This window comes from Millisia brevis NBRC 105863 (assembly GCF_001552615.1).
In the GTDB taxonomy this organism is placed as follows: Bacteria; Actinomycetota; Actinomycetes; order Mycobacteriales; family Mycobacteriaceae; genus Millisia; species Millisia brevis.
Genome location: NZ_BCRN01000001.1, coordinates 389,725 through 415,141, shown reverse-complemented (window position 1 = coordinate 415,141; position 25,417 = coordinate 389,725). Strand labels below are relative to the sequence as shown.

At 68.5% G+C, this 25,417-nt stretch carries 20 protein-coding genes and 1 riboswitch; of the genes, 10 read left to right on the top strand and 10 right to left on the bottom strand.

Annotated elements, in window-relative coordinates; translation table 11 throughout:
- The first annotated feature begins 150 nt into the window (after positions 1 to 150).
- Positions 151 to 1,035: a polyphosphate kinase 2 gene (gene ppk2, locus MB1_RS01835; protein ID WP_218000172.1), complete on the top strand. Its 885-nt coding sequence runs from the start codon at positions 151 to 153 to the stop codon at positions 1,033 to 1,035.
- 69 nt (positions 1,036 to 1,104) lie between these two features.
- Here ppk2 and MB1_RS01830 read toward each other — a convergent pair whose 3' ends face one another.
- Positions 1,105 to 2,442 carry a pyridoxal-phosphate dependent enzyme gene (locus MB1_RS01830; RefSeq protein ID WP_157083855.1) on the bottom strand — a complete coding sequence of 446 codons (1,338 nt, stop codon included), beginning with the start codon at positions 2,440 to 2,442 and terminating at the stop codon, positions 1,105 to 1,107.
- Positions 2,443 to 2,663: 221 nt separating this feature from the next.
- Positions 2,664 to 4,835, bottom strand: a complete 2,172-nt coding sequence (locus MB1_RS01825; protein ID WP_066903062.1) for a glutamine synthetase III family protein — start codon at positions 4,833 to 4,835, stop codon at positions 2,664 to 2,666.
- A 238-nt stretch (positions 4,836 to 5,073) separates the two neighbouring features.
- Between MB1_RS01825 and MB1_RS01820 the strand changes: the two genes are divergently transcribed.
- From MB1_RS01820 to MB1_RS01805, 4 genes are all read left to right on the top strand, one after another.
- Positions 5,074 to 7,704 (top strand): carboxylate--amine ligase/circularly permuted type 2 ATP-grasp protein, encoded by a 2,631-nt coding sequence (locus tag MB1_RS01820; RefSeq protein ID WP_066903060.1) that lies wholly within the window; start codon positions 5,074 to 5,076, stop codon positions 7,702 to 7,704.
- Positions 7,705 to 7,775: 71 nt separating this feature from the next.
- Positions 7,776 to 9,572: an N-acetylglutaminylglutamine amidotransferase gene (locus tag MB1_RS01815; RefSeq protein WP_066903058.1), complete on the top strand. Its 1,797-nt coding sequence runs from the start codon at positions 7,776 to 7,778 to the stop codon at positions 9,570 to 9,572.
- On the top strand, positions 9,569 to 11,659 hold the full coding sequence (locus tag MB1_RS01810; RefSeq protein ID WP_245649980.1) for a S9 family peptidase: 2,091 nt from the start codon (positions 9,569 to 9,571) through the stop codon (positions 11,657 to 11,659). Before MB1_RS01815 ends, MB1_RS01810 begins: the two co-directional genes overlap by 4 nt.
- Positions 11,604 to 11,969, top strand: a complete 366-nt coding sequence (locus MB1_RS01805) for a hypothetical protein (RefSeq protein WP_066903056.1) — start codon at positions 11,604 to 11,606, stop codon at positions 11,967 to 11,969. The genes MB1_RS01810 and MB1_RS01805 overlap by 56 nt, the downstream gene beginning before the upstream one ends.
- 97 nt (positions 11,970 to 12,066) lie before the next feature.
- On the opposite strand, the gene MB1_RS01800 is transcribed toward MB1_RS01805, so the two are convergent.
- Complete coding sequence (locus tag MB1_RS01800) at positions 12,067 to 13,440, bottom strand: flavin monoamine oxidase family protein (protein ID WP_066903054.1); 1,374 nt, start codon at positions 13,438 to 13,440, stop codon at positions 12,067 to 12,069.
- Between the two features lie 158 nt (positions 13,441 to 13,598).
- Here MB1_RS01800 and MB1_RS01795 point away from each other — a divergent pair, with 158 nt between their 5' ends.
- Positions 13,599 to 14,279: a TetR/AcrR family transcriptional regulator gene (locus MB1_RS01795; protein ID WP_169801579.1), complete on the top strand. Its 681-nt coding sequence runs from the start codon at positions 13,599 to 13,601 to the stop codon at positions 14,277 to 14,279.
- Positions 14,280 to 14,353: 74 nt separating this feature from the next.
- Here the strand turns inward: MB1_RS01795 and MB1_RS25480 are convergent, their stop codons facing one another.
- From MB1_RS25480 to MB1_RS01765, 7 genes are all read right to left on the bottom strand, one after another.
- Positions 14,354 to 14,491: a hypothetical protein gene (locus MB1_RS25480; RefSeq protein WP_157083854.1), complete on the bottom strand. Its 138-nt coding sequence runs from the start codon at positions 14,489 to 14,491 to the stop codon at positions 14,354 to 14,356.
- A gap of 149 nt (positions 14,492 to 14,640) precedes the next feature.
- Complete coding sequence (locus MB1_RS01790; RefSeq protein WP_281189700.1) at positions 14,641 to 15,672, bottom strand: alpha/beta fold hydrolase; 1,032 nt, start codon at positions 15,670 to 15,672, stop codon at positions 14,641 to 14,643.
- A 141-nt stretch (positions 15,673 to 15,813) separates the two neighbouring features.
- Entirely contained in the window at positions 15,814 to 17,460 is a 1,647-nt protein-coding gene (locus tag MB1_RS01785) for a copper resistance CopC/CopD family protein (RefSeq protein ID WP_066903051.1), read from the bottom strand.
- On the bottom strand, positions 17,457 to 18,257 hold the full coding sequence (locus MB1_RS01780) for a YcnI family copper-binding membrane protein (protein WP_084350618.1): 801 nt from the start codon (positions 18,255 to 18,257) through the stop codon (positions 17,457 to 17,459). Before MB1_RS01780 ends, MB1_RS01785 begins: the two co-directional genes overlap by 4 nt.
- Positions 18,258 to 18,301: 44 nt before the next feature.
- Positions 18,302 to 19,111 (bottom strand): ABC transporter ATP-binding protein, encoded by an 810-nt coding sequence (locus tag MB1_RS01775; protein WP_066903048.1) that lies wholly within the window; start codon positions 19,109 to 19,111, stop codon positions 18,302 to 18,304.
- Positions 19,105 to 20,214: an ABC transporter permease gene (locus tag MB1_RS01770; protein ID WP_066903046.1), complete on the bottom strand. Its 1,110-nt coding sequence runs from the start codon at positions 20,212 to 20,214 to the stop codon at positions 19,105 to 19,107. The genes MB1_RS01775 and MB1_RS01770 overlap by 7 nt, the downstream gene beginning before the upstream one ends.
- 13 nt (positions 20,215 to 20,227) lie before the next feature.
- Positions 20,228 to 21,403 (bottom strand): ABC transporter substrate-binding protein, encoded by a 1,176-nt coding sequence (locus MB1_RS01765; RefSeq protein WP_066903044.1) that lies wholly within the window; start codon positions 21,401 to 21,403, stop codon positions 20,228 to 20,230.
- A gap of 146 nt (positions 21,404 to 21,549) precedes the next feature.
- A riboswitch (SAM riboswitch) is annotated at positions 21,550 to 21,661 on the bottom strand.
- A gap of 169 nt (positions 21,662 to 21,830) precedes the next feature.
- On the opposite strand from MB1_RS01765, the gene MB1_RS01760 reads away from it, so the two are divergent.
- The 4 genes from MB1_RS01760 (at position 21,831) to MB1_RS01745 (ending at position 25,416) form a co-directional block, all read left to right on the top strand.
- A complete protein-coding gene (locus MB1_RS01760; RefSeq protein ID WP_066903042.1) occupies positions 21,831 to 22,280 on the top strand; it encodes a helix-turn-helix domain-containing protein in 450 nt (149 codons plus the stop codon).
- 25 nt (positions 22,281 to 22,305) lie between these two features.
- Positions 22,306 to 22,752: a VOC family protein gene (locus tag MB1_RS01755; protein WP_066903040.1), complete on the top strand. Its 447-nt coding sequence runs from the start codon at positions 22,306 to 22,308 to the stop codon at positions 22,750 to 22,752.
- 235 nt (positions 22,753 to 22,987) lie between these two features.
- Positions 22,988 to 24,409, top strand: a complete 1,422-nt coding sequence (locus tag MB1_RS01750; protein WP_066903468.1) for a hemolysin family protein — start codon at positions 22,988 to 22,990, stop codon at positions 24,407 to 24,409.
- Positions 24,409 to 25,416, top strand: a complete 1,008-nt coding sequence (locus MB1_RS01745; RefSeq protein WP_066903038.1) for a CNNM domain-containing protein — start codon at positions 24,409 to 24,411, stop codon at positions 25,414 to 25,416. The genes MB1_RS01750 and MB1_RS01745 overlap by 1 nt, the downstream gene beginning before the upstream one ends.
- Position 25,417: the final 1 nt, after the last annotated feature.

Below are 25,417 nucleotides of genomic sequence, written 5' to 3'. Positions count from 1 at the left end.
CCCTCCGCGAGCTGCGCCGGAAGTGTCCGAAATCGGCCCGAGGCGAACCGGAACATGCATCTTTGGTGAACTGCGACCCCCGGGCCGGCTTTTGGAACGCGGACAGGCAAAGATGGAGGTATGACCCTCGTTGACGAGCCGTTGAGCCAGATGGGATTGCGCGAATACATCGATGAACTGCAGACGCAGGGGTACTCGGTGTCGGGGAGCAAGGGCCAGGACCCGCTGCTGATCGATCCGACCGGCAAGGCTGTCGAAACCTGGCGCGACGACTACCCGTACGACGAGCTGATGGATCGGGACACCTACGAGGAGGAGAAGTACCTCCTGCAGGTGGAACTGCTCAAGTTCCAGTACTGGTCCCAGGACGTCGGCGCCAAGCATGTGATCGTCTTCGAGGGCCGCGACGCCGCCGGTAAGGGTGGCACGATCAAGCGCTTCATGGAGCACCTGAACCCGCGGGCCGCCCGTGTGGTCGCGCTGACCAAGCCGACCAGCGAGGAAGCCGGACAGTGGTACTTCCAGCGCTACGTCCGGCACCTGCCGACCAGCGGAGAGATCGTGCTGTTCGACCGCTCCTGGTACAACCGCGCGGGCGTCGAGCGAGTCATGGGCTTCTGTAGCGATGAGCAGTACGACGTCTTCATGCGGCAGGCTCCGCGCTTCGAGCGGATGCTCGTCGAGTCGGGTACCACCGTCACCAAGCTGTGGTTCTCGGTGACCCAGCGCGAGCAGCGCACCCGCTTCGCGATCCGCCAGATCGACCCGGTGCGCCGCTGGAAGCTCTCGCCGATGGACCTCGAGAGCCTCGACAAGTGGGAGTCGTACACCGCCGCCAAGGAAGCGATGCTCTCCGGCACCGACAAGAAGTACGCGCCCTGGATGTCGGTCAAGAGCAACGACAAGAAGCGCGGCCGCGTCAACGCGATGCGCGCCTTCCTCAACCAGTTCGACTACGAGGGCAAGGACACCTCGGTGGTGTACGCCCCGGACGAGCTGATCGTCAAGCGCGCCAAGTACACCGAAGGCGACTGACACTTCCGGTGACATTTTCGGGGGAGCCGGGGACCGATCGGTCCCCGGCTCCCCCGAAGTCGTCCGGTCCTAAGCGGTCGGCAGACCCGCCTCCACCCAGGCGTTGATGCCGCCGTCGACACTGCGGACATCGGTATATCCCTGGGCCTTCAGCAGCAGTAACGCGTAAAGCGATCGGGTTCCGACGCCGCAGAGCGTGAGAATCGGGGTGGACCGGTCGGTGGGCAGCCCGTCGAGGCTTCCGGCCGACAGGTCGGGTAGCGGCAGGTTGACCGAGTCGCGCAGGTGTACCTGCTCCAGCTCCGGCGGATTGCGGACGTCCACCAGCGTCACCCCGGACTCGACCAGCCGATTCGCCTCGGTGACGTCCACCCGGTCCGGACCGCTCTTCGCCAGTTCGAACGCATCCTCGAGGTACTCGCCGAAGGGGTTGGCCGGCGCCGCGTCGGCTTCCTCGGGCTCGGGTGGGAACAGGTCGGGCAGGTGCTTGCGGAACGACGACAGGTACTTGAAAGCGTTGTCAGGGAAGATCACCACCGCGATCACCCCCGGTTCGTCCGGGATGGTGCGCAGGGCGCCGGCCAGGGCCAGACCCGAGCTCGGTCCGGCGATGATGCTCTCCTCGAGATGCAGCCGTCGGCACAGCCCGTAGGACTGTTCGTCGTCGATCTCGATGATGTCGTCGTACTCCTCGGGGTGAAAGAAGTCGGTGACCGCGAGCGCCCGCCGGGCCCGCACGCCCGGGATGTCGTGACCCAGGCCCGGATGCACGCCGATCACCTTGACGTCGGGATTCTGCTCCTTGAGGAATCGGCCGGTGCCGGTGATCGTCCCGCAGGTGCCGAGCGACGCGACGAAGTGCGTGATCGCGCCGCCGGTCTGGCGCCAGATCTCGGGGCCGGTCGTGCGGTAGTGGGCGTCGGGGTTGGCCGGATTCGCGTACTGGTTGAGCTCCCGCCAGCCGGGACGGGCGCCGAGCTTCTCGGCTTCGAGCATGGCCCCCTCGGGCTGGCCGGGCATCGGACACAGGTCGTCGTTCAACTCGACCAGGTCGGTGCCGAACAGGCGCAGCGCCGTCCGCTTTTCCAGCGGGATCTGATTCGACAGCGTCGCGGCGAATCCGTACCTGCGGGCGTTGGACATCATCGCCAAGCCGATTCCGGTGTTGCCGGAGGTCGGCTCGACCAGATTCTCCAGCTTTTCGCCCCGCTCCTCCGCGTCGCGGATGAGGTTGGCCGCCACCCGATCCTTGACCGCGCCGAACGGGTTGTACCACTCGAGCTTGGCGTAGACCTGCGCGTGCCGGAAGTCCGGAATCCGCTGCAGCCGGACGATCGGCGTCGGGTTGTCGGCGTTCGGGAGCAGGTCGAGGATCGAGTCGTAGGTCCGCAGGCTGTGATCGGACATCGTGGTCCTTTCGATCTCATGGTCGTCGCCCACCACGGTATCGAGTTGCGGTCGCACCGATCCATAGTTCCGATCCACGGATAACGGCGGCCGCGCCGACGGAATCGGTCGGACATCGCGGGTGCTCGAGCCGCAACGATTCGGTCCGCCGAGACAACGATTGGGCCGCCGCGACAACGAATCGTCTCGGCGGCCCAACGGAGAGTGGGTGCGAACCAGGATCAGAGGATGTAGAGCATCTCCTGGTAGGTGGGCAGCGGCCACAGGTCGTCGGCCACGATCCACTCGAGCTTGTCGGTCTCCTCGCGCACCTCGAGCATCGCCGGGATCAGCGTGTCGCGGGCGAAGGCGGCCTCCTCGGCCGGGGTCTCCCCGCCGTGGGTGTTGACGGCCTTGTCGAGCACGGCGATCGCGGCGGTCAGACCGGCCACCGCGGTGGTCGCCTGCTCGAGTGGGCCCTTGTCGAAGTCGACCCCCACCGAGACGAGGTTCGCCGCGGACTGGGCCAGCTCACCCTGGTAGCGCAGGGCGGCCGGCAGGATCTTGGTCCGGGCGATCTCCAGGGTCTCCTTGGACTCGACCGCGATGCTCAGGATGTACTGCTCGAGGTAGACCTCGTAGCGGCTGTGCAACTCGCGCGGGCTCAGGACCTTGTGCTTGTCGAGGACCTCGATGATCGCCGGCTCGTTGAACTGCTCGAGCGAATCGACCGTCGTCTTCAGGTTCAGCAAGCCACGGGTGGCCGCTTCCTGCTGCCATTCCTCGGAGTAGCCGTCGCCGTTGAACACCACCGCACCGTGCTCGAGGATGATCTTCTGCAGCAGGCTCTGCACCGCGGTGTTGAAGTCGGTGCCCGCAGCCACATCGGCGTCGAGCGTGTCGGCGATGTACTCGAGCGAGTCGGCCATGATCGTGTTGACCGCGACCATCGGACCGGAGATCGACTGCGACGAACCCGGCGCGCGGAACTCGAAGCGGTTGCCGGTGAAGGCGAACGGGCTGGTGCGGTTGCGGTCGCCCGGGTCGGCCTTGAAGGCCGGCAGCGTGTCGACGCCGACCTCGAGGGAGGAACCGGTCTTCGAGCCGGTGATCGTCCCCTTGGCGATCTGGTCGAACAGGTCGGCCAGCTGGTCACCCAGGAAGATCGAGATGATCGCCGGCGGGGCCTCGTTGGCGCCGAGGCGATGATCGTTGCTGGCGGAGGCGACGACGGCGCGCAGCAGGCCGCCGTACATGTGCACCGACCGGATGATCGCCGCGCAGAACACCAGGAACTGGGCATTGTCGTGCGGGGTATCGCCCGGGTTGAGCAGGTTGCCCTGGTTGTTGTTGCCGATGGAGAAGTTGACGTGCTTGCCGGAGCCGTTGACGCCCTTGAACGGCTTCTCGTGCAGCAGGCACTCCATGCCGTAGCGCTGCGCGACCTTCTTGAGGGTGGTCATCATCAGCTGCTGGTGGTCGTGCGCGAGGTTCGCCTTCTCGAACAGCGGCGCGATCTCGAACTGGCCGGGGGCGACCTCGTTGTGGCGGGTCTTGGCCAGAATGCCCTGCTTGAACAGCTCGCGGTCGACCTCGATCATGTACGCGAGGACCCGCTCCGGGATGGCGCCGAAGTAGTGGTCGTCGAACTCCTGGCCCTTGGACGGCTTGGCACCGAAGAGGGTGCGGCCGGAGGCCATCAGGTCGGGGCGCGAGAAGTAGAAGTGGCGGTCGACCAGGAAGTACTCCTGCTCGGCGCCGGCGTAGGAGACGACGGTGTCGACGTCGGTATGCCCGAAGAGCTTCAGCACGCGGGAGGCCTGCTTGCTCATCGCCTGCTGGGAGCGCAGCAGCGGGGTCTTCTTGTCGAGGGCCTCACCGGTCCACGAGATGAACACCGTCGGGATGCACAGGGTGTTGCCGTTCGGGTTCTCGAGGATGTACGCCGGGCTGGTGACGTCCCAGCCGGTGTAACCGCGGGCCTCGAAGGTCGAGCGGATGCCGCCGTTGGGGAACGACGAACCGTCCGGCTCGCCCTGGATCAGGGTCTTGCCGGAGAACTGGGCGAGCGAGGCGGAGTCACCCTCGGGCTCGAGGAAGGAGTCGTGCTTCTCGGCGGTGAGGCCGGTCAGCGGGTAGAAGACGTGCGCGTAGTGCGAGGCGCCCATCTCCAGGGCCCAGTCGCGCATCGCGGAGGCGACCGCGTCGGCAATGCTCGGGTCGAGCGGAGCACCTTCGTCGATCGTGGCGATGACCGACTTGTAGATCTGCTTGGGCAGACGGTTCTTCATTTCGGTCGGACCGAAGATGTTGCGGCCGAAAAGCTCACCCAACGACTCGATGAAGTCGGTGGTGGGCGCGGTGTAAGAGGTGACGGCCTCTACGGCCTGGCGCCGAGAACTGCTTCCGCTCATTGTGTGCTGCTCCTCGAAGGTTGCGGACGGGTGCTTCCCGCGGTGCGGACCTCGAGGCGAACCTCCGGGCTCGAAGCGCAGGGACCGAAACCGACACTAGGGGCGACATGTGTCGGTGGCGTGAAAGCGGTGTTTCCGGGAAGCCCCGTGGTCTTTGTCACCAACAAGCGGTAAATTTGGTCACAAGAAGGTAACGCTCCGACACGCTGAACCGGCGGAACATCACTAGGCTGGACCAATGACGTCCGATGTTCGGCGCGTAGGTGTGGAAGAAGAGTTCCATCTGGTGGACCTGCGGACGTGGCGGCTGACCGCCCGCGCTCCCGAGTTGCTCGAGATTCTGCCCGCCGACGGCCCCTATGTGGCCGAGCTGCAGCGCTGTGTCATCGAATCCAACAGCGGGGTACACAGCAGTCTGGCCGCGCTGCGCGACGACCTCGCCGCCAACCGCTCGGTACTCGTCGAACACGCGGCACAGCTCGGTGTCGGCGTGGTCGCGGCCGGTTCGGTACCCCTGGCGGTACCGGCGGATCTGCGCGTCACCGAAACGCCGCGCTATCGGCGCATGCTCGCCGACTACCAGCTCCTCGCCCGCGAACAGCTGATCTGCGGAACCCAGGTGCACGTCGACGTGCGGGATCGGGACGAGGCGGTCGGCATCGCGATGCGGCTGACCCGCGATATCCCCACCCTGCTCGCGCTGTCGGCCAGCTCCCCTTTCTGGTCGGACGGCACCGACACCGGCTACGCCAGCGCCCGCACCCTGGTGTGGCAGCGATGGCCGACCACCGGGCCGTTCCCCGAGGTCAACAACGCGTCCGATTACGACGCCGAGATCGACCGGCTGATCCGCAGCGAGGTGATCACCGACTCCGGGATGGTGTACTTCGACGTGCGGCCCTCCGCCCGGGTCAACACCCTCGAGCTGCGGGTATGCGACAGCTGCCCCTCGGTCGACACGATCGCGCTGATCGCCGGGCTCTTCCGGGCGATGGTGCTGCGCGAGGCGGCCCGCCTGGACGAACCGCCCGTCGACGTGCCGTCCCCGACGATGTATCGGGCGGCGATCTGGCAGGCCGCCCGCTCGGGCCTGGAGGGCGACCTGATCGACGTGGTCAAGGCGCAGCCGCGCCCCGCCGTCGAGGTCGTCACCACCCTGATCGAGGATCTGCGCGCCGAACTCGAGTCGACCGGCGATTGGGAGACGGTCACCGAACTGGCCGACCGGGCGTTGCTGGCCGGCAGTTCCTCGTCGCGCCAACGCCGGGTGCTGCGCCGTCAGGGCCGGTTCACCTCGGTGGTCGAACGGCTCGCCGCCGAAACCGCCGGAACGGTCGCGCCGCTGGTCACCCCGGATCTGGAGGGCTCGCTGCTCGTCGGCTACGGCAGCCACGGGGAGGTGGCCGCCGAGGAGGCGGTCGGCGACGAGGCCTCCGGGCTGCACGGTGCCTACGACGAGGCGGTCGCACCCGACCTGACCGCGCGCGCCGGCTACGAGGAGATCCTCGGCGGGCTGACCGGCCTCGGCGCGATCGAACTGCGCAAACGGCAGTACAGCATCGAGCGGGAGCAGAGCATCGCGGGAGTGACCTTCCGGGTCACCGGCCAGGCCCGCGCCCAGTTGTTCCCGCTCGACGTCGTGCCCCGGGTGATCAACGCCGCCGACTGGGAGGTGATCGGCGCCGGCCTCGCCCAGCGGGCCCGGGCGCTGAACTCCTTTATCCTCGACGTCTACGGGCAGCAGAACATCCTGCGCGACGGCGTGGTGCCGATCGAGGCGCTCGACCGCGCGCCCGGCTACCGCCAGACCGGTCGGCTGCCGTCCTGGCAGCAGGTCCGCACCCATATCTGCGGGACCGACGTCGTGTCCTCCGGGCCGGGGACGTTCCTGGTCCTCGAGGACAACCTGCGCGTTCCCTCGGGTATCGCCTATGCGATCTCCAACCGGCGGCTGATGCACGAATTCCTACCCGAACTCGAGACCCCGGTCGATACGTTGTCGGTCGAGGGGCTGCCGGCGATGGTCCGCGACACCATCGCCGCCGCGGCGCCCCCGGACGCCCACCCGGACGGGATCGACATCATGCTCAGCTCCGGCTGGAAGGACTCCGCCTGGTTCGAGCACAGCCTGCTGTCCGCGGAGGCGGGTCTGCCGCTGGCCACCCCGGAGGATCTGTCGACGGCCACCGAGGGCCCCGACACCGGGCGGATCTTCTATCACCACGGCGCCACCCGCACCCCGGTCAACACCGCCTACGTGCGCATGGACGAGGACATGCTGCTCTCCTCGTCCGGCCACGACGGCAAACCGTTACGCAAGGGCATCCTCGACGGGCTGATCCGCGGCCGGTTCTCCATCGCCAATGCCCTGGGCAACGGCGTCGGCGACGACAAGGCGATCTACGCCTACGTTCCCGACATGATCCGGTACTACCTCAATGAGGAACCCGGTATCGAACAGGTACCCACCTGGCTCTGCGCCGAGCGCAATCAGCGCGACTATGTGCTCGAGAACCTCGACCAACTGGTGGTCAAGCCGATCGACGGGCTCGGCGGTTCCGGGATCACGATCGGCCCGGAATGCTCCGAGAAGGAGTTGGCCGACCGCCGCCTCGAGTTGCTCACCCAGCCGGAACGGTTCATCGCCCAGGAGGTGGTGTCGTTGTCCACGCACCCGACCTTCGAGGGCAACGGCCTCTACGCCCACCACGTCGACCTGCGGGTATTCGTCCATCTGCGGTCCGACACGGACGGTTCGATCGCCGCGCACGTCGCGCCGGCCGCGCTGACCCGCGTGGCGCCGGCGGGCAGCATGATCGTCAATTCCTCGCGCGGGGGCGGCGGCAAGGACACCTGGATCCAGGGATAACGAACTCGACCCGGTCCCGGAGCGGGTGCGGGCCGGTCGAGCAGGAGATGGTCGACGGAAGGTGAACAGGGATGTGCGGAGTCTGCGGCGAGATTCGATTCGACGGCGCCTCGCCGGATGTCGAGGCGGTCGACGCGATGACCTGCGCGATGCATCGGCGCGGTCCGGACGGCTCCGGCATCTTCGTCCGGGGCCCGGTGGCCCTCGGACACCGCCGCCTCAAGATCATCGACCTGTCCGAACGCGGCGCGCAGCCGATGATCGACCCGGAACTCGGTCTGGCGATGGTCTTCAACGGCTGCATCTACAACTATCAGGAACTGCGCAATGAGCTGCAGGGCCTCGGCTACCGGTTCTTCTCGCACGCCGACAGCGAGGTGATCCTCAAGGCGTACCACGCCTGGGGAAGCGACTGCGTCCAGCGCTTCTACGGGATGTTCGCCTTCGCGATCGCCGATACCGACACCGGCACGGTGATCCTCGCCCGCGACCGCCTCGGCATCAAGCCGCTCTACCTGGCCGAAACGCCCGGTCGGCTGCGGTTCGCGTCGTCATTGCAGTCGCTGCTGCAGGCCGGTGACGTCGACACCTCCTTGGACAAGGTCGCCCTGCATCACTACTTCAGCTTCCACTCGGTGGTCCCGGCGCCGCACACGATCTACAACGGCATCCGCAAGCTGCCGCCCGCGACGGTTCGGATCATCACCCCGGACGGTCGCAGCACCGAACGCCGGTATTGGACGCCGAACTTCGAACCGGACGAGGCTCGCGCCGACTGGGACGAGCAGCGCTGGCAGCACGAACTGCTCGACTCGCTGCGCACGTCGGTGCGCCGGCGCATGGTCGCCGACGTGCCGGTCGGGGTGCTGCTCTCCGGCGGTATCGACTCGTCGCTGGTCGTCGCGCTGCTCGCCGAACAGGGGCAGCGAGATCTGGCGACGTTCAGCATCGGCTTCGATTCCGCGGGCGGCGAGTCCGGCGACGAGTACGCCTACTCCGACCTGATCGCCGACCACTTCGAGACCGATCACCACAAGATCCACATCGGCACCGACCGGCTGCTGCCCGCGGTCCCCGACACGATCGCCGCGATGAGCGAACCGATGGTCAGTCACGACTGCGTGGCGTTCTATCTGCTCTCGCAGGAGGTCAGCAAGTCGATCAAGGTGGTGCAGTCCGGTCAGGGCGCCGACGAGATCCTCGGCGGCTACGACTGGTACCCGCCGCTGGCCGGCGTCGCCCGCGAGGAGACGACCAAGGCGTACGCGAGCGTCTTCTTCGACCGCTCCCACGAGGCGATCGGACAGCTGCTCGCCGCCCCGTACCACCTGGGCGATATCGACCCGAGCTGGGAGTTTGCCGCCTCGCACCAGTCCGCTCCCGGCGCGCGCACCGCGGTGGATGCCGCCCTGCGCCTCGATACGACGATCATGTTGGTCGACGATCCGGTCAAGCGGGTCGACACGATGACCATGGCCTGGGGGCTCGAGGCGCGGGTGCCCTTCCTCGACCACGAATTTGTCGAACTGGCCGCATCCTGTCCGCCGGAGTTGAAGCTCGCCCACGGCGGCAAGGGCGTGATGAAGGAAGCCAGCCGAAAGCTGCTGCCCGCCGAGGTGATCGACCGCACCAAGGGCTACTTCCCGGTGCCCGGTATCCGCCACCTCGAGGGCGGGGTGCTCGACATGGTCACCGACACCCTGAATTCGCAGGCCGCGAAGGACCGCGGACTCTACCGTCCGGAGGCGCTCGAGCGGCTCTTCGCCAACCCGAACGGGATTCGGACGACCCTCGGTTCCAATGAGCTCTGGCAGGTTGCCATGCTGGAGATGTGGCTGCAAACGATGGAAACGATTACCAAGCGGTGAGCCGGGGGTCGGAAACCGTAGACTCCGCACCGATCCATCGGGCGGATCTGCGGTTCGACCAGAGGGGATGGCGCACCTACGGGCCGTCGGTATCACCGGACGGCTCGGCGTTTGCGTACATCGTCGACGACGGGCACGGCTACCCCGCCGCCGCGCAGCGCGAGCTGTCCGAGGAGGGGGTGGGGGACCTGCGCTGGGTGCGCATCCCCTCGACCGGACCGGTACGCAAGGTGGTGCATTCCGCCGACGGTCGCTGGCTGGCGGTCGAGGTGGCACCCAGTGGCGGTGAGCACCACCAGGTGTGGGTGGTCACCACCGATCCCGACGACAACACCGCCCACCGGCTGGGTGCCGAACGTACCGACGGCCGGTCCTTCGCGACGGTGTCGCTGGTCGACTGGGACGGCGACGCGGTCCTGCTGACCGCCACCGAGGTCGACGGCACCGCGCATTCGCTGCGGGTGCATCCGGCGAGCGGCACCACCGAAACCCTCGACGCGCGCGTCGGCGGGGCGCTGATCGACTCGTGGAAGGGCGCGACCCTGCTGCGGGTCGGCCCGCGCGGCTACCGCGACATGCTGCTGCTGCGGCGGCGCACCGACGAGGCGGGCGAACCCGGCGACGTCGAGATCACCACCCTGCTGCCCAACGACCCGGGTGCGGTCACCGACCGCGGACACATCCTCGACCAGGGCTTCGACCATCCGTCCGCACTGTTCTCCGGCCGCGCCCGGCCCGGCGAACGCGACCTCGACAGCGTGCAGGCGTTGGTGGTCAGCGACTTCGACGCGAAGTATCCCCGGCTGCTCGGTATCGAGGTCGACCGCGGCGGGGTGCGCTTCCGCGTCCTCGCGTCCCGCCCGCACGCCGGCATCGACGAATTCGCCGTCAGCAACGACCAGTCGACCGTCGCGATGCTGTGGAATGTCGACGGGTACAGCGAACTGCAGATCCTGACGTTGCCGGACCGCACCCTGCACGACCCGATTCCGCTGCCCGGCGCCGTCGCCGCGGACCTGTCGATCTCGGCGGCCGGAACGGTTGTGGCGCTGTCGATCTCCAGCCCGCAGCATTCGCCGCTGGTACACCTGGTCAACACCCGCACCGGCGAGGTCACCCCGGTCAGCGACGACGTGGTGCTCGGTACCGGGCCGTCCGCCGCCCTACAGCCCGAGCTGCACGAGTTCTCCGCCCGCGACGGAATGCCGTTGTCCGGGTGGCTCTTCCGGGCGAAGGATGCACCGGACGCGCCGACGCTACTCTACTTCCACGGCGGGCCGGAGGCGCAGACCCGCCCGGACTACCAGTTCCTCTTCGGGCCGTTGGTCGACGCCGGCATCACCGTCTTCGCGCCGAATGTGCGCGGCTCGAGCGGCTACGGCCGGCTGTTCTCCCACGCCGACGACCGGTACGGCCGTTATGCCGGCATCGACGACGCCGCCGACTGCGCGAAGTACCTGGTAGAGAGCGGAATCGCCGACCCGGACCGCATCTACGCGTCCGGCCGCTCCTACGGCGGCTACCTGACGCTGGCCTGTCTGACCTTCCACCCGGACGTCTTTGCCGCCGGCATCGCGATCTGCGGGATGAGCGACCTCGAGTCGTTCTACCGCAATACCGAGGCCTGGATCGGGCTGGCCGCGTACACCAAGTACGGCCACCCCGAGTCCGACCGCGAACTGCTGCGCGATCTGTCGCCGATCCACCGCATCGGCGATGTGCGGGCGCCGCTGCTGGTGATCCACGGCGCGCACGACACCAACGTGCCGGTCAGCGAATCCCAGCAGATCGTCGACGAGCTGCGTGCCCGCGGCCGGGTCGCGGAGCTGCTGCTCTTCCCCGACGAGGGCCACGAGATCGTCACGCGCGACAACCAGCTCGACATGACGCGGGCGCTCGCCGGCTGGGTGTTCGCGCATCCCGGCCGGGTCGACGCCGGCGAACCCGAGGGTGGATTCGAGGGATTCTCGCTGTACCAACCGGGTAGTTCTGCGCATCCGCAGTGGTCGTCCGACGGCGACGATGAGGGGCATGACCTCGACAGCGACGATCGAACCGGCCGCGAAGGCGCCCCGAGCCGCCGGTGATTCCGTGGCGACCGTGCTGCTGACGGTCGGCCTGCTGGTGGTGATGTGGTTCTCGCTGATCCTCACCGGCTTGTATGCCATGGCCACCGCCCCGTGCAGCCAGTACACGCCGTGCGACTTCGGCGCGCTCGATACGGCCTACGCGGTATCGCTCGGTTCGCTGGTCCTCGGCCCGATCGTCGGGCTCATCGGTGCCGTGCGGGCCCACCGGCGGGGCCTGCCGCTGTTCCCGTGGCCGCTGGTCGCGCTGGCGATCGTCCTGCTCGGCGGGGCGGTCGGCCTGCACTTCACCACCCTGATCACCCCGTAGGACGGTCGGGTCGTGCACAAGACGTGCGGGAGCGGACGGTGATGGACGTATTGTCCTCGGCGTCGCTCTCCCACACGTCTTGTGACACGAGCCCGGATCAGGCGTCGAGAATCAGCTGCGCGGTGGCCTGTCCGATGCGCACGGCGCCGTCGACGTGCTGGTAGCCCTCGGCGGCGATATCGGACGAGGCGAAGCGGATCGGGCCCACGGGCTGGTTCTGTAGGGCGCCCCAGCGGTGCAGGCCGCCGAGGTCGTAGCTGGTGGCGTAGGCGCCGCGGGTCCACTCCTCGTTGCCCCAGTCGCTCAGGTACAGCACCTGTACCTCGCGCGCCTTCGGGCCCAGGTAGGAGGCCAGTTCGGCCAGGATGGCCTCGCGGCGATCCTCCTCGGACAGGCCCCAGATCTGCTCGGCCTTCTGGTCGGAGATGAACCCGACCAGCGTGCCGCGCTCGTCGCCGTGGTTGGTGTTGTCGTAGACCTCCTGCATGATTCGGCTTGCGCCGAAGCAGGAGCCGGACAGGCCGTCCTCGCGCCAGAACGACGTCTCGTAGACGGCGTGCACCTTGATGATCAGGCCCATCGAGACGTGCTGGTGGGCGACCTGCTGCATGCGCGGCAGCGGCGGCGAGTAGGAGATGCGCGAGTAGAGGTTCGGCGGGACAGCGACGATCGCGTGCGCGGCGCGGACCTGCATCGTGTCGGTACGAGCGATCACCTCGGCGGCGGCTCCCGGGCCGTTGTCGGTCCATTCGAGGAAGCGGACCGGGTTGTTCAGGAAGACGACCTCGCTGCCGAGTTCCTCCGCGACCTGGATCGACACCGACTGCATGCCGCCGACCACGCGCTCGTCGAGGATGAAGTCCTCGTCGATCAGTTGGCTGAACGAACCGGCCGACGCCGCCATCAGGATCGCCTGCAGCGCCGAGAACGCGTACGCGGGCTTGGTGAGCATGCCGGCGGCGATGTACAGCGCGACGTTGCGCACGGCCTCGTCGTCATCGGCGATCGAGCGCAGCCAGTCGTGGAAGGAGATCGCGTCGAGCTCCGCGGCACGGGGGTGCGCCCACGGCTCGGCGGCCCCGATCTCGGCGGCGAGCGCGTCGAGTTCGGCGATCATCTTGTCCATCGCGATCTTCGTCGCGGCCGGCGCCGGGAAGTCCGCGTCACCGGCGTAGACGTGCCGCTCACCCGCGGCGTCGATGTACACCGACGAGCCCTCGCGGTAGCGCTTGAAGGTCTCCTTGCCCAGTTCCGCGATCAGCGCCTTCAGAGCGGTCTGATCGGGGGAGATCCACTGGCCGCCGATCTCGATGAAGGCGCCGTCGATGTGGTCCGACCAGGTGCGCCCGCCCACCCGGTCACGGGCTTCGAGCACCGCGACCGACTTGCCCGCGGCCACGAGTCGGCGTGCTGCCGACAGGCCCGAGGGGCCGGCTCCGACGATGACGACGTCGCGATCGATGGTCTGCATGAACGGGTGCTCGCTTTCGCGGATTCGGGGCGGTCCGGGTACACGGAAGCCGCCCGATAAATAAACGTTGTTAATTTAAGGTAGCGTGAGCGGCGCCGGAAGGGAAGGGCCGGACGATGACAGAATGTGTCGGACCACGTCGATCGAGGGGAGCCGGGATGTCCGCCGCGCCCTATCGACCGGCCGGCAGGCCCACCACCAGGGTGCTCACCCGCCGCCGCATCACCGATGCCGCGCTGCGCATCCTCACTCGCGAGGGGGTGGGCGCCCTGACGATGAATCATCTCGCGACCAGCCTGAAGGTGACCCCGGCGGCGCTGTACAACCACGCGTCCTCGAAGCGCGACATCCTGCTTTGGGTGCAGGACCGCATCCTCGGCGAGGTCGCGATCGAGCAGCTCGACGAGTTGCCCTGGTACGACGGCATCACCGCGTGGGCGACCAGCTACCGCGCGATCATGAGCGACTACACCCCGCTGATCGCGCCGATCGCCGTCATGCCGATCACCGACGCCCCCGCGACGACGCGCATGTACGAAGCTGTTGCGCGGGCGCTCGAACGCGGCGGCTGGCCGAGCCCCGCCATCGTCCCGACGATCGTCGCGATCGAGTCGTTGGTCTACGGCGCCGCCTACGACACCCGCGCGCCGGACGACGTCTTCGCCACCGGTGAGCTGCGGGAGGAGGCGCCGGTCTTCTCCGCGGCCTTCGACGCCCACTCCGCCGCATACCAGGGCAATCGGATCGCCGGCGTCGCCTTCGAGGCCGGCCTCGAAGCCCTGCTCACCGGCCTCGCCCGCCGCGCCGGGGTCGAGGTGGACACCCACTCGGACAACTGACGACGGCCGTGGGCGGTGCGATCGGCCTGCACGTCACCACCCTGGTGATTCCGTCGTCGGCTGGATAGTGCCGCCTACTCGCCCCGCACGTATCGGATGGACTCCAGGACGGCGTCCATGTCGATGCCCCAATCGGGATGCTCCTCGGCCGCCCGACGGAACTCCTCGATCGCGGCGTCGTGCGTAGGTGCGGATTCGTTCCGGCTTGTCATGCGTGTCAGCCTATGGGGCTGCGGTCACCTTTCGCCCGGATGAGCAACGTAGAGCACCCCCCGCCGGACAGGCGGGGGGTGCTCAGTTGGTTCAGGCCAACGTGGTGACGCCGGCCCGGGTACGACGATGTCCGTTGGGCTGTGGCCGCTCAGATTCCGGACGGCCCGGCGAGCAGCTCCGCGACCGCGGCGTCGATGAACGCCGTGTCGGGGGGATTGACCCCGCCGCCCGCGAAGTGGCCCCAGATGCTGTCGATGACACGCAATTCCGCGTTCGGCATATGCGAGACCGCCCAGGCCTCGTCCTCCGGCGGGAAGTAGAGGTCGGTCTTGCCGGGCATGACGATCGCGCGGGCAGTGATCGAGGCCAGTGCTTCCTCCGTGGAGGCGAAGCCCGGGGTGGCGCCGACATCGCCGTGCCACCAGGTGTCCAACATCGTGAGCACGTTGTTGGCGTCGCGGTCGAGGAAGAAGCCCTCCCAGAAGTTGACCAGGAAGTCCTCGAGCGAGGTGAAGCCGATCTGCGTGAACAGTTCGTGCCAGTAGAACTGTTGGGAGAAGCCCCATCCCGCGTAGACGCGACCGGCGGCGCGCAGCCCGGTGACCGGCTGCGACTGGTAGAGGCCGTTCTTCCACGCGGAGTCGGCGGTCAACGCGGCGCGCACGCCCTCGAGGAAGACCCGGTTGTGCGGGCTGGTGCGCGACGATCCGCAGAACGGCAGGATGCGCTGCACCATCTCCGGATGGCTCACGGCCCACTGGTAGGTCTGCCCGGCGCCCATCGACCAGCCGAGCACCAACGGCAGTGTCTCGATCCCGAAGACCTCGGTGACCAGCCGATATTGGGCTTCGACGTTGTCGCGGACCGCGATCGCCGGGAAGCGGGAGCGGTCCTGCGGGGTCGGGGTATTCGACGCCGACGACGACAGTCCATTGCCCAACATGTTCGGCACGATGATGAACCACTTCGCCGGGTCGAGCGCCATGCCCTCGCCGATCAGCCACTCGTTGTCCCAATGCCGCCCGGAGAACCAGGACGGGTAGACGATCGCGTTCGACTTGTCCGCGTTGAGCGTCCCGTAGGTCTGGTAGGCGATCCGAGCCGGGCGCAGGGTGCGGCCCGACGCCAGGGTGAAGTTCGGGATCTCGTGAACGTGGTAGGGCGCATCCGGTCCGGTCACTGGGCCTCCTGCGGGCATGCACAACGGCGCGGCGCCGTCGTGCGGCGCCTCAGTGCTCGACAGTCGGCGCGTCGCGTACATGTGGGTGTTCGGTCTTGTTTGTACCCGATCGCCGACCGTCGGGGCGAACGCAAACGGGTCTCAGACCACCCGGTAGCCGAATTCGGCAGCGTATTGTCGTCTTTCGTCCGCGACTACCGTCAGCGTGCCGGACCATTCTCCGGTGACCGGTACGGAAACGGCGGAGCTGACGAAGGTGAACGGTGTGGCGGTGTCGTCACGGATCGCGCCGGGCAGCCGGTAGGGGAAGTCGACCGTCAGACCGCGCACACTGCCGTCGGCGAGGGCCAGGTCGAGCCGCAGTTCACGGGGGACGGCGGTATCGGGGGTGTCGCCGGTGACGGTGACGCGGAAGGTCTGCGGGCCGCGGCGGGCCGGGCCGACGTCGACGGTCACCGCGTACGGTCCGATCCGTTCGGCGATCGTCCGGGTCGGCGCGTACACATCGGTGCCGGGAGCAACCGACGACAACAGGCCCGATACCAGCACAATCAGTACCCCGAGCCCGACCTCGAGGCGCACCCGGCGAGCGAAGGCGGAGGTCGGCACCGACGGCCCGGTACGGGTGCGGACCCACCGCCGACCCCACCAGCCGAGTGCCACCGCCGCGACCACCAGCGCCACCTTGGCGATCAGGACCACCCCGTAGGTGGTCGACGTCAGCGCGCCGGGGTACCGCACCTGCACCACCGATTGCAGCAGCCCGGTCCCCGCGATCACGGTGACGGAGGCTGCCGCGTAGACCGACCAGCGGGGGAGAAACCGCAGGTGGTGGCCCGTCCGATCACGCAACAGGAACGCGGCGAGCACCACCAGGCCGCCGATCCACGCCACCGCCGCCACCACGTGCGCGGCCGTCGACAGGTACTGCCACCACGGTCCGGCGCCGCCGTGACCATTGCGGACCGTCGCCACCAGCGCGGCCACACCGAGCAGCACCGTCGCACCGAACCGCAGGCGCCGGCCGGGAACCGCGGGAGCGAGCAGCGCCGCGCCGACCAACAGGGCGATCCTGACGTAGACCGCCACCGCGTACGGCGTGGACGCAAAGGCCAGGGCGCCGGCGACGGTCGGCCCACCGGGCAGCGCGGACGCGTCCCAGAGGTACTGCACGACCACCTGCAGCAGCGACGCGATCACCGCGAGCAGCGTCGCCCACCGCAACAGGGTGCGGATACGCGCGAAGACCCCGGCGCCGGCCCCGAACACCGCGGCGGCGGGCAGCGTGCCGACCGCCAGGACCAGCGCCACGTAGAGCAGCCCCTTCACCAGGGCCACCGCCAAGCCGAGCAGCACACTCGGCTCGACGGTCGGGTTCGACACCGGTAGCGCCGGCACCCCGTAGCCGAACTGCACCGACCCACCGACCGGATGGGTATCGGCGGAGACCACCGTCCAGGACGCGATGTACCGACCTTCGGCCAAGCCGTCGCGCAGACCGATCGTCAGGGTCACCCGGTCGTCGGAGAGGTCGACGGTCCCGTTGTCTACCCGCTCGCCGGCGGCGTCCAGCACCGTCGTGACCAGGTCGGCGGCCAGGGTGACCGGTTCACTGAAGGTGACGGTGACCGCGGTCGGCGCCGCGTCGATCTGCGAACCGTTGGCCGGGTCGACCGCGATCACGTAGGCGTGCGCCGCGGCGGGCGCCGCCCCCATCAACAGGGCGACGCCCATCGCGAGCAGCAGTCCGAGAGCACGACCGGCGCCCGACCGGACGGCGCCGATCACCGAGGTGCGGACAGAACGCGGTCGGAGCTCTCGTGATCGGGGCCCTCCTGACCGGAGCCCTCGGGGGCGGCGTCGTGCCGCTCGGCGGCGGGGGGACCGATGCGACGGACCCGACCGAACGCCACCCCGGCGAGGCCGGCGGCGAGCAGCGCCAGCACGATCCCGGTGATGCCCAGGCCAACTCCCCACCGGTCGGAGCCGGTCGACGCGGTATGCGCCGCATCCGCGGGCGCGGCGACGGACGAGCCCGCCGCCGGCTGCGCTGCCGCCGCACCGATCACCACATTCGGGGCGGGATGCTCGGTCTGCGCGCCGCCCTGCGCCTGCTGGACCCAGGACGACTCGCTGCCGTCCGAATAGCGCTGCACCGTCGGCAGATAGAGCGTGCCCGACTCCGGCAGCGGACCGACCGACAGGGTGAACGTCTCGAACCGGCCGGGCGCGATCCCGCCGCCGGTGGCCGTCCACTGCACGCTGGTCACCGCGGAGGTGATGCTGTCACCGTGGCCGTCCGCGACCGGATCATCGAGGTCCGAGCTGACCAGATCGACCGCCCACCCCGGAATGTCCTGCGCCAGAACGGAGGTGAACGGGGTATCGGTCGGCAGATCGACGGTCAGCTCGGTGGTCGAGGCGGTGTCGGACTCGTTGGGCACCTTGAAGGTGAGGGTCGCGTAGGCGCCGGGATCGGTGGTCGACGACGACACGGTGACGTGCGCCTGCGCCGGTATCGCCGCACCGAGCAGCGCGGCGGTCGCGGCGGCGGTGACCAGCAGGAACTTCTGCAAACGAGACATGGGGTTCTTCCCGGGGGTCGGTGGAACGGGCAGGGGAGCGGACATCAGGTGATCGATTCCAGGGCGTCGGGAGTGGTGGTCAACTCCTCGTCCAGCAGGTCGAGGATGTGCGCCCGCAGCGCCACGAACGCCGGATCGGATTGGTCGCGCGGCCGGTCGAGATCGACCGGGACCACCTCGCGGATCCGCGCCGGGCGGGGGGAGAGCACCACCAGGCGGTCCGCCAGGACGAGCGCCTCGGTGACGTCGTGGGTGATCAGCACGGCGGTGAAGCCGCGGTCGTGCCACAGCCTCAGCAATTCCCCCTGCAGCCCGCGGCGGGTCAGGGCGTCGAGCTTGCCCAAGGGTTCGTCCAGCAGCAGCACCGTCGGGTCGTTGACCAGGGCCCGGGCCAGGGCGGCGCGCTGCGCCATACCGCCGGACAGTTGCGCCGGCCACGCCCGGGCGAAGTCGCTCAGCCCGACCAGCGCGAGGGCATCGTCGATCCGTTGCTGCGACCGGCCGAGGGTGCCGCGGGCCTGCGGTCCGAGGGCGACGTTGTCGCGCACCGAGCGCCATGGAAGCAGCGTCGGATCCTGAAAGACCAGGGCGCGACTGGGATCCGGTCCGGTGACCGGGGCGCCGTCGACCGATACCGTGCCGAACAACGGTCGGTCCAGGCCCGCGAGCAGCCGGATCAGCGTCGACTTGCCCGAACCGCTCGGCCCGACCAGCGCCACGAACTCGCCCGGCTCGACCCGCAGCGAAATATCGTCCAGCACCGGCAGATCGACGTCTCCGGCGGTGCGGAAGGCCTGGGTGACGTTGCGGATGTCGATCGCCGCGCCCTGCTGCCCCAACGGCTCGCTCACCATCGGGTCACGTCCTTCTCCCAGCGCAGCGCCCAGCCGCGCAGTCGGAACAATGCGCTGAGCAGCAGACCGCAGATCACGATCAGAATGACGATGCCCGCGTAGACCGCCGGGTAGTCGCCCCAGCTTTTCTTCCAGTTCAGGTACCAGCCGAGACCGGAGTTGACCCCGAAGTTCTCGGCGATCGTCAGGCTGACGAACGACGCGCCCAACGCCATGAACGCGCCGGTGAAGATGCTCGGCAACGCGGCGGGCAGGCTGACCCTCAGGATCAGGAAACGGTTTCCCGCCCCGAGGGTTTGGGTGACGTCGTAATACGAGCGCGGCACGCTGGTGATGCCCGATCGCGTCAGGACGGTGATCGGGAACCACACGCTCAGCGCGATCAGGAACAGCGCCCCGCTGGTCGCATTCGGCGACAGCACGAAGACGATCGGCACCCAGGCCAGCGCCGGTACCGGGCCGAGGAACATCAGGATCGGGTGCACCCAGTAGTTCGCCGTCTGCCACCAGCCGATCACCAGTCCGGTCGCCAATCCGGCGACCAGCCCCGCGACGAAGCCGACGGTCAGCAGCAGCAGGGAGTTGCCGATGCTCTCCGCCAGGATGCCGCGATCGTTCCACAGCCGATCGAAGATCTGTTGGGGCGCGGCGAAGTACGGGGTGGCGAGGATCTGCGTCTTCGCCGTGGACAGCTGCCAGAAGATCGCCCACAGGCCCGACCCGAGCAACCATGCCGCGCCCCGCGAGACCCGGGTGCCGGCGATCGCGCCCACCCGGCCCGGCCGCGCGGCCAGCAGCCAGGTGACACCGGCGACCGCGGCGACACCGAAGCCGACGATCGCGGTGAAGGCGGTGGTGTTCTCGACCGCGTCGACGTCCCGCAACGACAGCTTCGCGCTGTTGGGCACGGCGATGGTGATCACCCCGAAGGCGACCCAGGAGGAGATGCCCACCGCGGTCAACACCGGGTCGATGCGTCGCGGATGGGTGATCTTCTCCAGGGCGTCGTGAATACGGGCCGCGCCCTGGGTGGTTCGGTCGGCGGGGCCGCCCGACGGTTGCGGGGCGGGTGCCTCGGACGGGCGGGAGACGGTGGCGGTCATCGCGATACGCCTCTCAGTAGTTCAGGCCGAGGTCGACGAAGACCTTGTCGGCAAGGGCGCTCGCATTGGTATCTGCGGGCAGGAAGCCGGTGTTGACGAACTTCTCGATGCCCGGCAGCAGCACCTCGTGCAGATTCCGCGGCGACGGGTCGAAGGTCAGCGTGCGCAGCACCGGCAGGATGTTCTCCGGGGTCTGCGGCAGGTAGTTCTTCGACGACTGGATCTCGGCGATCGCCTCGAGGTTGTTGCCGGCCCACCGCGACCCCTCCGACCAGGCGCTGACCAGTTTGGCCGCGGTCACCGGGTCGTCGAGGACGAACTGCTCGTTCAACGCGACCGCGCAGCACGGGTAGGAGGCGTTGCGGCTGATCGACTGGTTGTCCGAGAGCACCCGCGCCCAGCCGTCCTCGACACCCTGGATGATCGGCAGGAAGCCGCCGGCGGTGGCGATCGCGTCGACGTCGCCGTCCTGCAGCGCCTTCGGCAGCAGGTCCTGTTGGATGACGACCCACTCGACCTCCTTGGCCGCCGGGCTCGAGTTGATGCCGGCGTCGAGGAGGTCGAGGGAGAAGAAGTTGGTCGCCGAACCCTGCAGGTCGCTGACCCCGATGCGGCGGCCGCGCAGGTCGGCGACCGAGGCGACCGGCCCGTCGCTGCGGGTGTACAGGTCGAGGCAGCCGTGGTGCAGGCCGCCGGACAGCTTGACGGGCGTGCCGTTGTAGATCGGGCCGAGGAAGTTGAAGAAGATGCCGTTGGTGGCGACGTACTTGCCCGAGCCCACCGCCGCGGTGACGTCCTCGTCGTCGCCGGTCTTCTTGAGGGTGACGTTGAGCCCGGCGTCGGTGAAGAAGCCGTTCTCGTAGGCGGCGATCAGTGGCGCGTCGCAGGCGCCGCTCGGCGAGGTGATCAGCAGTTCGCGGTCCGCCCACGAATTGGTCACCGTCAGGCCGTCGGCCGATGCCGCCCGATTGTCGTTGCGCAACAGCGCCCATCCGCCGAGCCCGACCGCCGCCAGCGCGCCGAGACCGGCGCCACCGTAGGCGAACAGTTTGCGCCGGGAGACGCCGGCGGGCTGGTCGAGGTCGACATTCGCGTCGACCAATCGGCCGTCATCCGGTTGGACACCGTCGGTCGGGGTATCGCCCGGCTCGGCCGGGCTGTTGTCGGGATGCGAGGGGGTATCGGACATGACGAATCGGCTCCTGAGGGCACGAGGAAGGGAGCGGGGCCCGAGGGGTCACGCACAGGGGGTGGGGCGGGTTTCGGCTATCCGGAGTGCCGGATCCCGCGGCAACAACACACGATGCAACCTCCGAACATCCGGTACGGCAACCGGATTCGCGCTTGTCGCGCCCATGCGGCACGACCGGGTGTTCACCTGGAGCACCCCGCCGCGAGGGAGGGTTGCCGGTCCGCGAGCCAGGGCTTGTCGCGAACGCTCATCACCTGACCGGAATCGTATCCCCGCGGCCGGTGTCGACTCCGGTTCCATCGCTCGATAAGCTCATGACCAGGGAAAACGTTTCAATTCAGCCCGAATCCTATTGCGACGATGGATAGTTCGAGAATCAACGATCCGCGTGGTCGGGCGGCGGGAGCGGCCGTACGCTGCGGGGGTGGCCGATTCCGAACCCACCCGCCGCGTCCCCGGGGATGTGCTGATCCACCTGCGGCGGGCCCGCGACCACATCGACCGCACCTTCGCCGAGCCGATCGACCTCGACACCCTCGCCGCGATCGCCGGGATGAGCAAGTACCACTTCCTGCGCTCATTCCGGATCACCTATGGCATCACCCCGGCCGCCTACGTCAGCGAGCGGCGCATCGAACGCGCCCAGGATCTGCTCCGGTCGGCGAACCTCACCGTCACCGAGGTATGCGTGGCCGTCGGCTACAGCAGCCTCGGATCATTCAGCTCCCGCTTCGCCGAGATCGTCGGCGAATCACCCCGCGATTTTCAACGCCGGTACGCCGCCGCCGGAGCGCCCCGCATCCCCGGTTGCCACGTCTTCATGCGCGGCCTGGTCGAACGCCGCGAGGACCGCAATCCGGGAGAAGCGGGGTGAGCGGCCGCGCTCCTAGGCTGGGCGCATGATCACACATACTTCGCTGGTTTCGGTCTGGGTCAAGGACATCGACGCCTCGCTCGCCTTCTATACCGACATCCTCGGCTTCGAAAAGGGCGACGACCTGCAGCTCGGCCCCGACTTCCGCTGGTGCACCGTCGTGCACCCCAACCAGCCGGAACTCCAGTTGCACCTCACCACCCCCAGCAAGCCGCTGTCCGACGACCTGATCGCCGCGATGAAGCGCGCCCAGGACGACGGCGGCCTGCCCGGAGTCGGCCTGACCGTCGACGACTGTCGCAAGACCTACGAGGAACTGAAGGCCAAGGGCGTCGAGTTCCTGCAGGAGCCGGCCGAGCGGCCGTACGGCGTCGAAGCGCTGATGCGGGACAATTCGGGCAACTGGATGGTGCTGGTGGAACACCGTGAGTTCACCCCGGAGGACTTCGCGAACTTCGACACCAACGGGTAGTCGGGGCGGATTCTCGGCTCGGCGGGGTAGGAGCGGCACTCGCCACACTCCCGGGGCACCCTGCCGGGAATCGGGCACCAACCGTTATCGTTGTCCTACACACAGCCGACACCTTTCGGCAAGAGCATCGAGGACAGGACACTTTGACCGGGCCGACTGACGACCCCCTTAAACCCAACCTGCCCCGCGCGCGTTCGACGCGCCCCGACGCCACCGAGGTGGTGAATCGGCGGTGCTGACAACGCTGTTGTCCCTGCTCCTCGGAGTTGTTGTTGTCCTCCTGATCACCGCCGCGACCGGGTATTTCGTGGCACAGGAATTCGCCTATATGGCGGTCGACCGCTCCCGCTTGCGCGCCCGTGCGCATGCCGGTGACGCCGCCGCCCAACGCACTCTCAAAGTCACCAACCGCACGTCGTTCATGTTGTCCGGCGCGCAGCTCGGCATCACCGTCACCGGGCTGCTCGTCGGCTACGTGGCCGAACCGCTGATCGGTCGGGCGTTCGGCGACCTCCTCGGCTCGGCCGGGGTCTCGGTCACCGTCGGCGTCGCCATCGGCACCATCCTGGCGCTGGGCTTCTCCACGATCGTGCAGATGCTCTTCGGTGAGCTGTTCCCGAAGAACCTCGCGATCGCCCGGCCGGAGCCGGTCGCCCGCTTCCTGTCCCGCTCGACGCTGGGCTACTTGGCGATCACCGGCTGGCTGATCAAGATCTTCGACACCTCGTCGAACCTGCTGCTGCGCCTGCTGCGTATCGAGCCGGTCCACGACGTCGAGTCGTCGGCCACGGTCGCCGACCTCGAGCACATCGTCGAGCAGTCCCGCGACGCGGGCGACCTGCCGATCGAGATGTCGATCCTGCTCGATAGGGTGCTCGACTTCCCGAAGCACGACGTCGAGCACGCGATGGTGCCGCGCAGTCGGGTCGACTCGGTCGATGCCGACACCACCCTCGGCGAGGTGCGCGAGCTCATGCAGAGCGGGCACTCCCGCTATCCGGTCCTCGACGACGATGACCAGATCCTCGGGATCATCCACCTCGCCGACGTCCTGGACATCGACCCCAACGGGTCGGGGGACGGCGAGAACCCGTGGGATCGCCCGGTCACCACCGCGGTCCGCCCGCCGGTGGTCGTGCCGGAGCTGATGCCGATGCCCGACGCCCTGCGCACGATCGCCGACGCCAAGGAACAGCTGGCCTGCGTGGTCGACGAGTACGGCGGCCTGGCCGGGATCATCACCATCGAGGACCTGGTCGAGGAGATCGTCGGCGAAATTCGCGACGAGCACGACGAACCCGCCGAACCGGAGTACCGGGTCGACGCCGAACACGGTGGCTGGGAGTTCCGGGGCGATCTGCCCGTCGACGAGGTCGAGCGCGTGATCGGCCGCGACCTGCCCACCGGTGACTTCGAGACGATCGCCGGTCTGATCATCGCCGAACACGGTGCGCTGCCCGAACCGGGCGAACGCATCGTGGTGCGGCTGCCCGACGACCCGGCCGATCTGGCCGTGTCGAACGATCCGTTGCCCTGGCATCTGGAGGTCGACGTCCTCGAGGTCGAGCAGTACGTGCCGTCGTTGTTGCACGTCAATCTGGTCCCGCCGAGCGACGACACCGAAGACGACCGCGACGACCACGAGGGTGATGCGTGATGGAGAACCCGATAGTTGTCGTCGTCGCCACCGTCGCGATCATCGCGCTGAGCGCCTTCTTCGTCGCCGTCGAATTTGCTCTGATCGCGGCCAAGAAGCACCGCCTCGAGGACATCGCCACGCACAGCCGCTCCGGACGCGCCGCCCTGCGCAGCGCCTCGGAACTGTCGGTGCTGCTCGCCGGATCGCAGCTCGGTATCACCGTGTGCACCCTGGCGCTCGGTGCGATCACCAAGCCGGCCGTGCACCACTGGCTGACGCCGGTGTTCAGCGACTGGGGTCTGCCCTACTGGGCGGCCGACGTCGCCGGTTTCGTGCTGGCGCTGATCATCGTGACCTTCCTGCACCTGGTGGTCGGCGAGATGGCGCCGAAGTCCTGGGCGATCGCGCACCCGGAGCGGTCCGCCACCCTGTTGGCGCTGCCGATGCGGGCGTTCATGTGGTTCACCCGGCCGATCCTGATCGCGCTGAACAATGCCGCCAACTGGCTGCTGCACAAGGTCGGTGTGGAGGCGGTCAACGAGTTGGCCGGTGGACAGGACCCGGACGCCCTGCGGCAGCTGGTCCAGCATTCCGTCAGCGTCGGTGCGCTCGATCAGAGCTTCTCCGCACAGCTCGAGGGGGCGCTCGACCTGGGGCGCCTGCAGGTCCGCGACCTGATCCGCCTCCACCCGCCGGTCGCGGTGCCCGCCGATGCGACCGTCGCCGACGTCCAGGACGCGAGCCGGCGCAGTGGGCACCTGCGCATCCTGGTGGGACCGGAGGCCGAGCCGACCGGATTGGTGCACGTCCGCGACACCCTGACCGCGCCGGCGGATGCCCCGCTCGGCGATATGGTGCGGCCGCTGTACGTCCTCGAACCCGAGGTCACGGTGCTCGCCGCGCTCGCCCTGCTGCGGGCGTCGGGCTCGCAGCTGGCGGTGGTTCGGGACCGGGACGGCACACTCGGTGTGCTCTCGATCGCCGACATGTTGCGTGGATTGTTCCCCGAGCAGGCCGCTGCCTGAT

Excerpts from the sequence above, each read along its gene's own strand:
- ppk2 (WP_218000172.1), top strand. The coding sequence starts at position 151 with ATGGGATTGCGCGAATACATCGATGAACTGCAGACGCAGGGGTACTCG.
- MB1_RS01830 (WP_157083855.1), bottom strand. The coding sequence starts at position 2,442 with ATGTCCGATCACAGCCTGCGGACCTACGACTCGATCCTCGACCTGCTC.
- MB1_RS01825 (WP_066903062.1), bottom strand. The coding sequence starts at position 4,835 with ATGAGCGGAAGCAGTTCTCGGCGCCAGGCCGTAGAGGCCGTCACCTCT.
- MB1_RS01820 (WP_066903060.1), top strand. The coding sequence starts at position 5,074 with ATGACGTCCGATGTTCGGCGCGTAGGTGTGGAAGAAGAGTTCCATCTG.
- MB1_RS01815 (WP_066903058.1), top strand. The coding sequence starts at position 7,776 with ATGTGCGGAGTCTGCGGCGAGATTCGATTCGACGGCGCCTCGCCGGAT.
- MB1_RS01805 (WP_066903056.1), top strand. The coding sequence starts at position 11,604 with ATGACCTCGACAGCGACGATCGAACCGGCCGCGAAGGCGCCCCGAGCC.
- MB1_RS01800 (WP_066903054.1), bottom strand. The coding sequence starts at position 13,440 with ATGCAGACCATCGATCGCGACGTCGTCATCGTCGGAGCCGGCCCCTCG.
- MB1_RS01795 (WP_169801579.1), top strand. The coding sequence starts at position 13,599 with ATGTCCGCCGCGCCCTATCGACCGGCCGGCAGGCCCACCACCAGGGTG.
- MB1_RS25480 (WP_157083854.1), bottom strand. The coding sequence starts at position 14,491 with ATGACAAGCCGGAACGAATCCGCACCTACGCACGACGCCGCGATCGAG.
- MB1_RS01780 (WP_084350618.1), bottom strand. The coding sequence starts at position 18,257 with ATGTCTCGTTTGCAGAAGTTCCTGCTGGTCACCGCCGCCGCGACCGCC.
- MB1_RS01775 (WP_066903048.1), bottom strand. The coding sequence starts at position 19,111 with ATGGTGAGCGAGCCGTTGGGGCAGCAGGGCGCGGCGATCGACATCCGC.
- MB1_RS01770 (WP_066903046.1), bottom strand. The coding sequence starts at position 20,214 with ATGACCGCCACCGTCTCCCGCCCGTCCGAGGCACCCGCCCCGCAACCG.
- MB1_RS01765 (WP_066903044.1), bottom strand. The coding sequence starts at position 21,403 with ATGTCCGATACCCCCTCGCATCCCGACAACAGCCCGGCCGAGCCGGGC.
- MB1_RS01755 (WP_066903040.1), top strand. The coding sequence starts at position 22,306 with ATGATCACACATACTTCGCTGGTTTCGGTCTGGGTCAAGGACATCGAC.
- MB1_RS01745 (WP_066903038.1), top strand. The coding sequence starts at position 24,409 with ATGGAGAACCCGATAGTTGTCGTCGTCGCCACCGTCGCGATCATCGCG.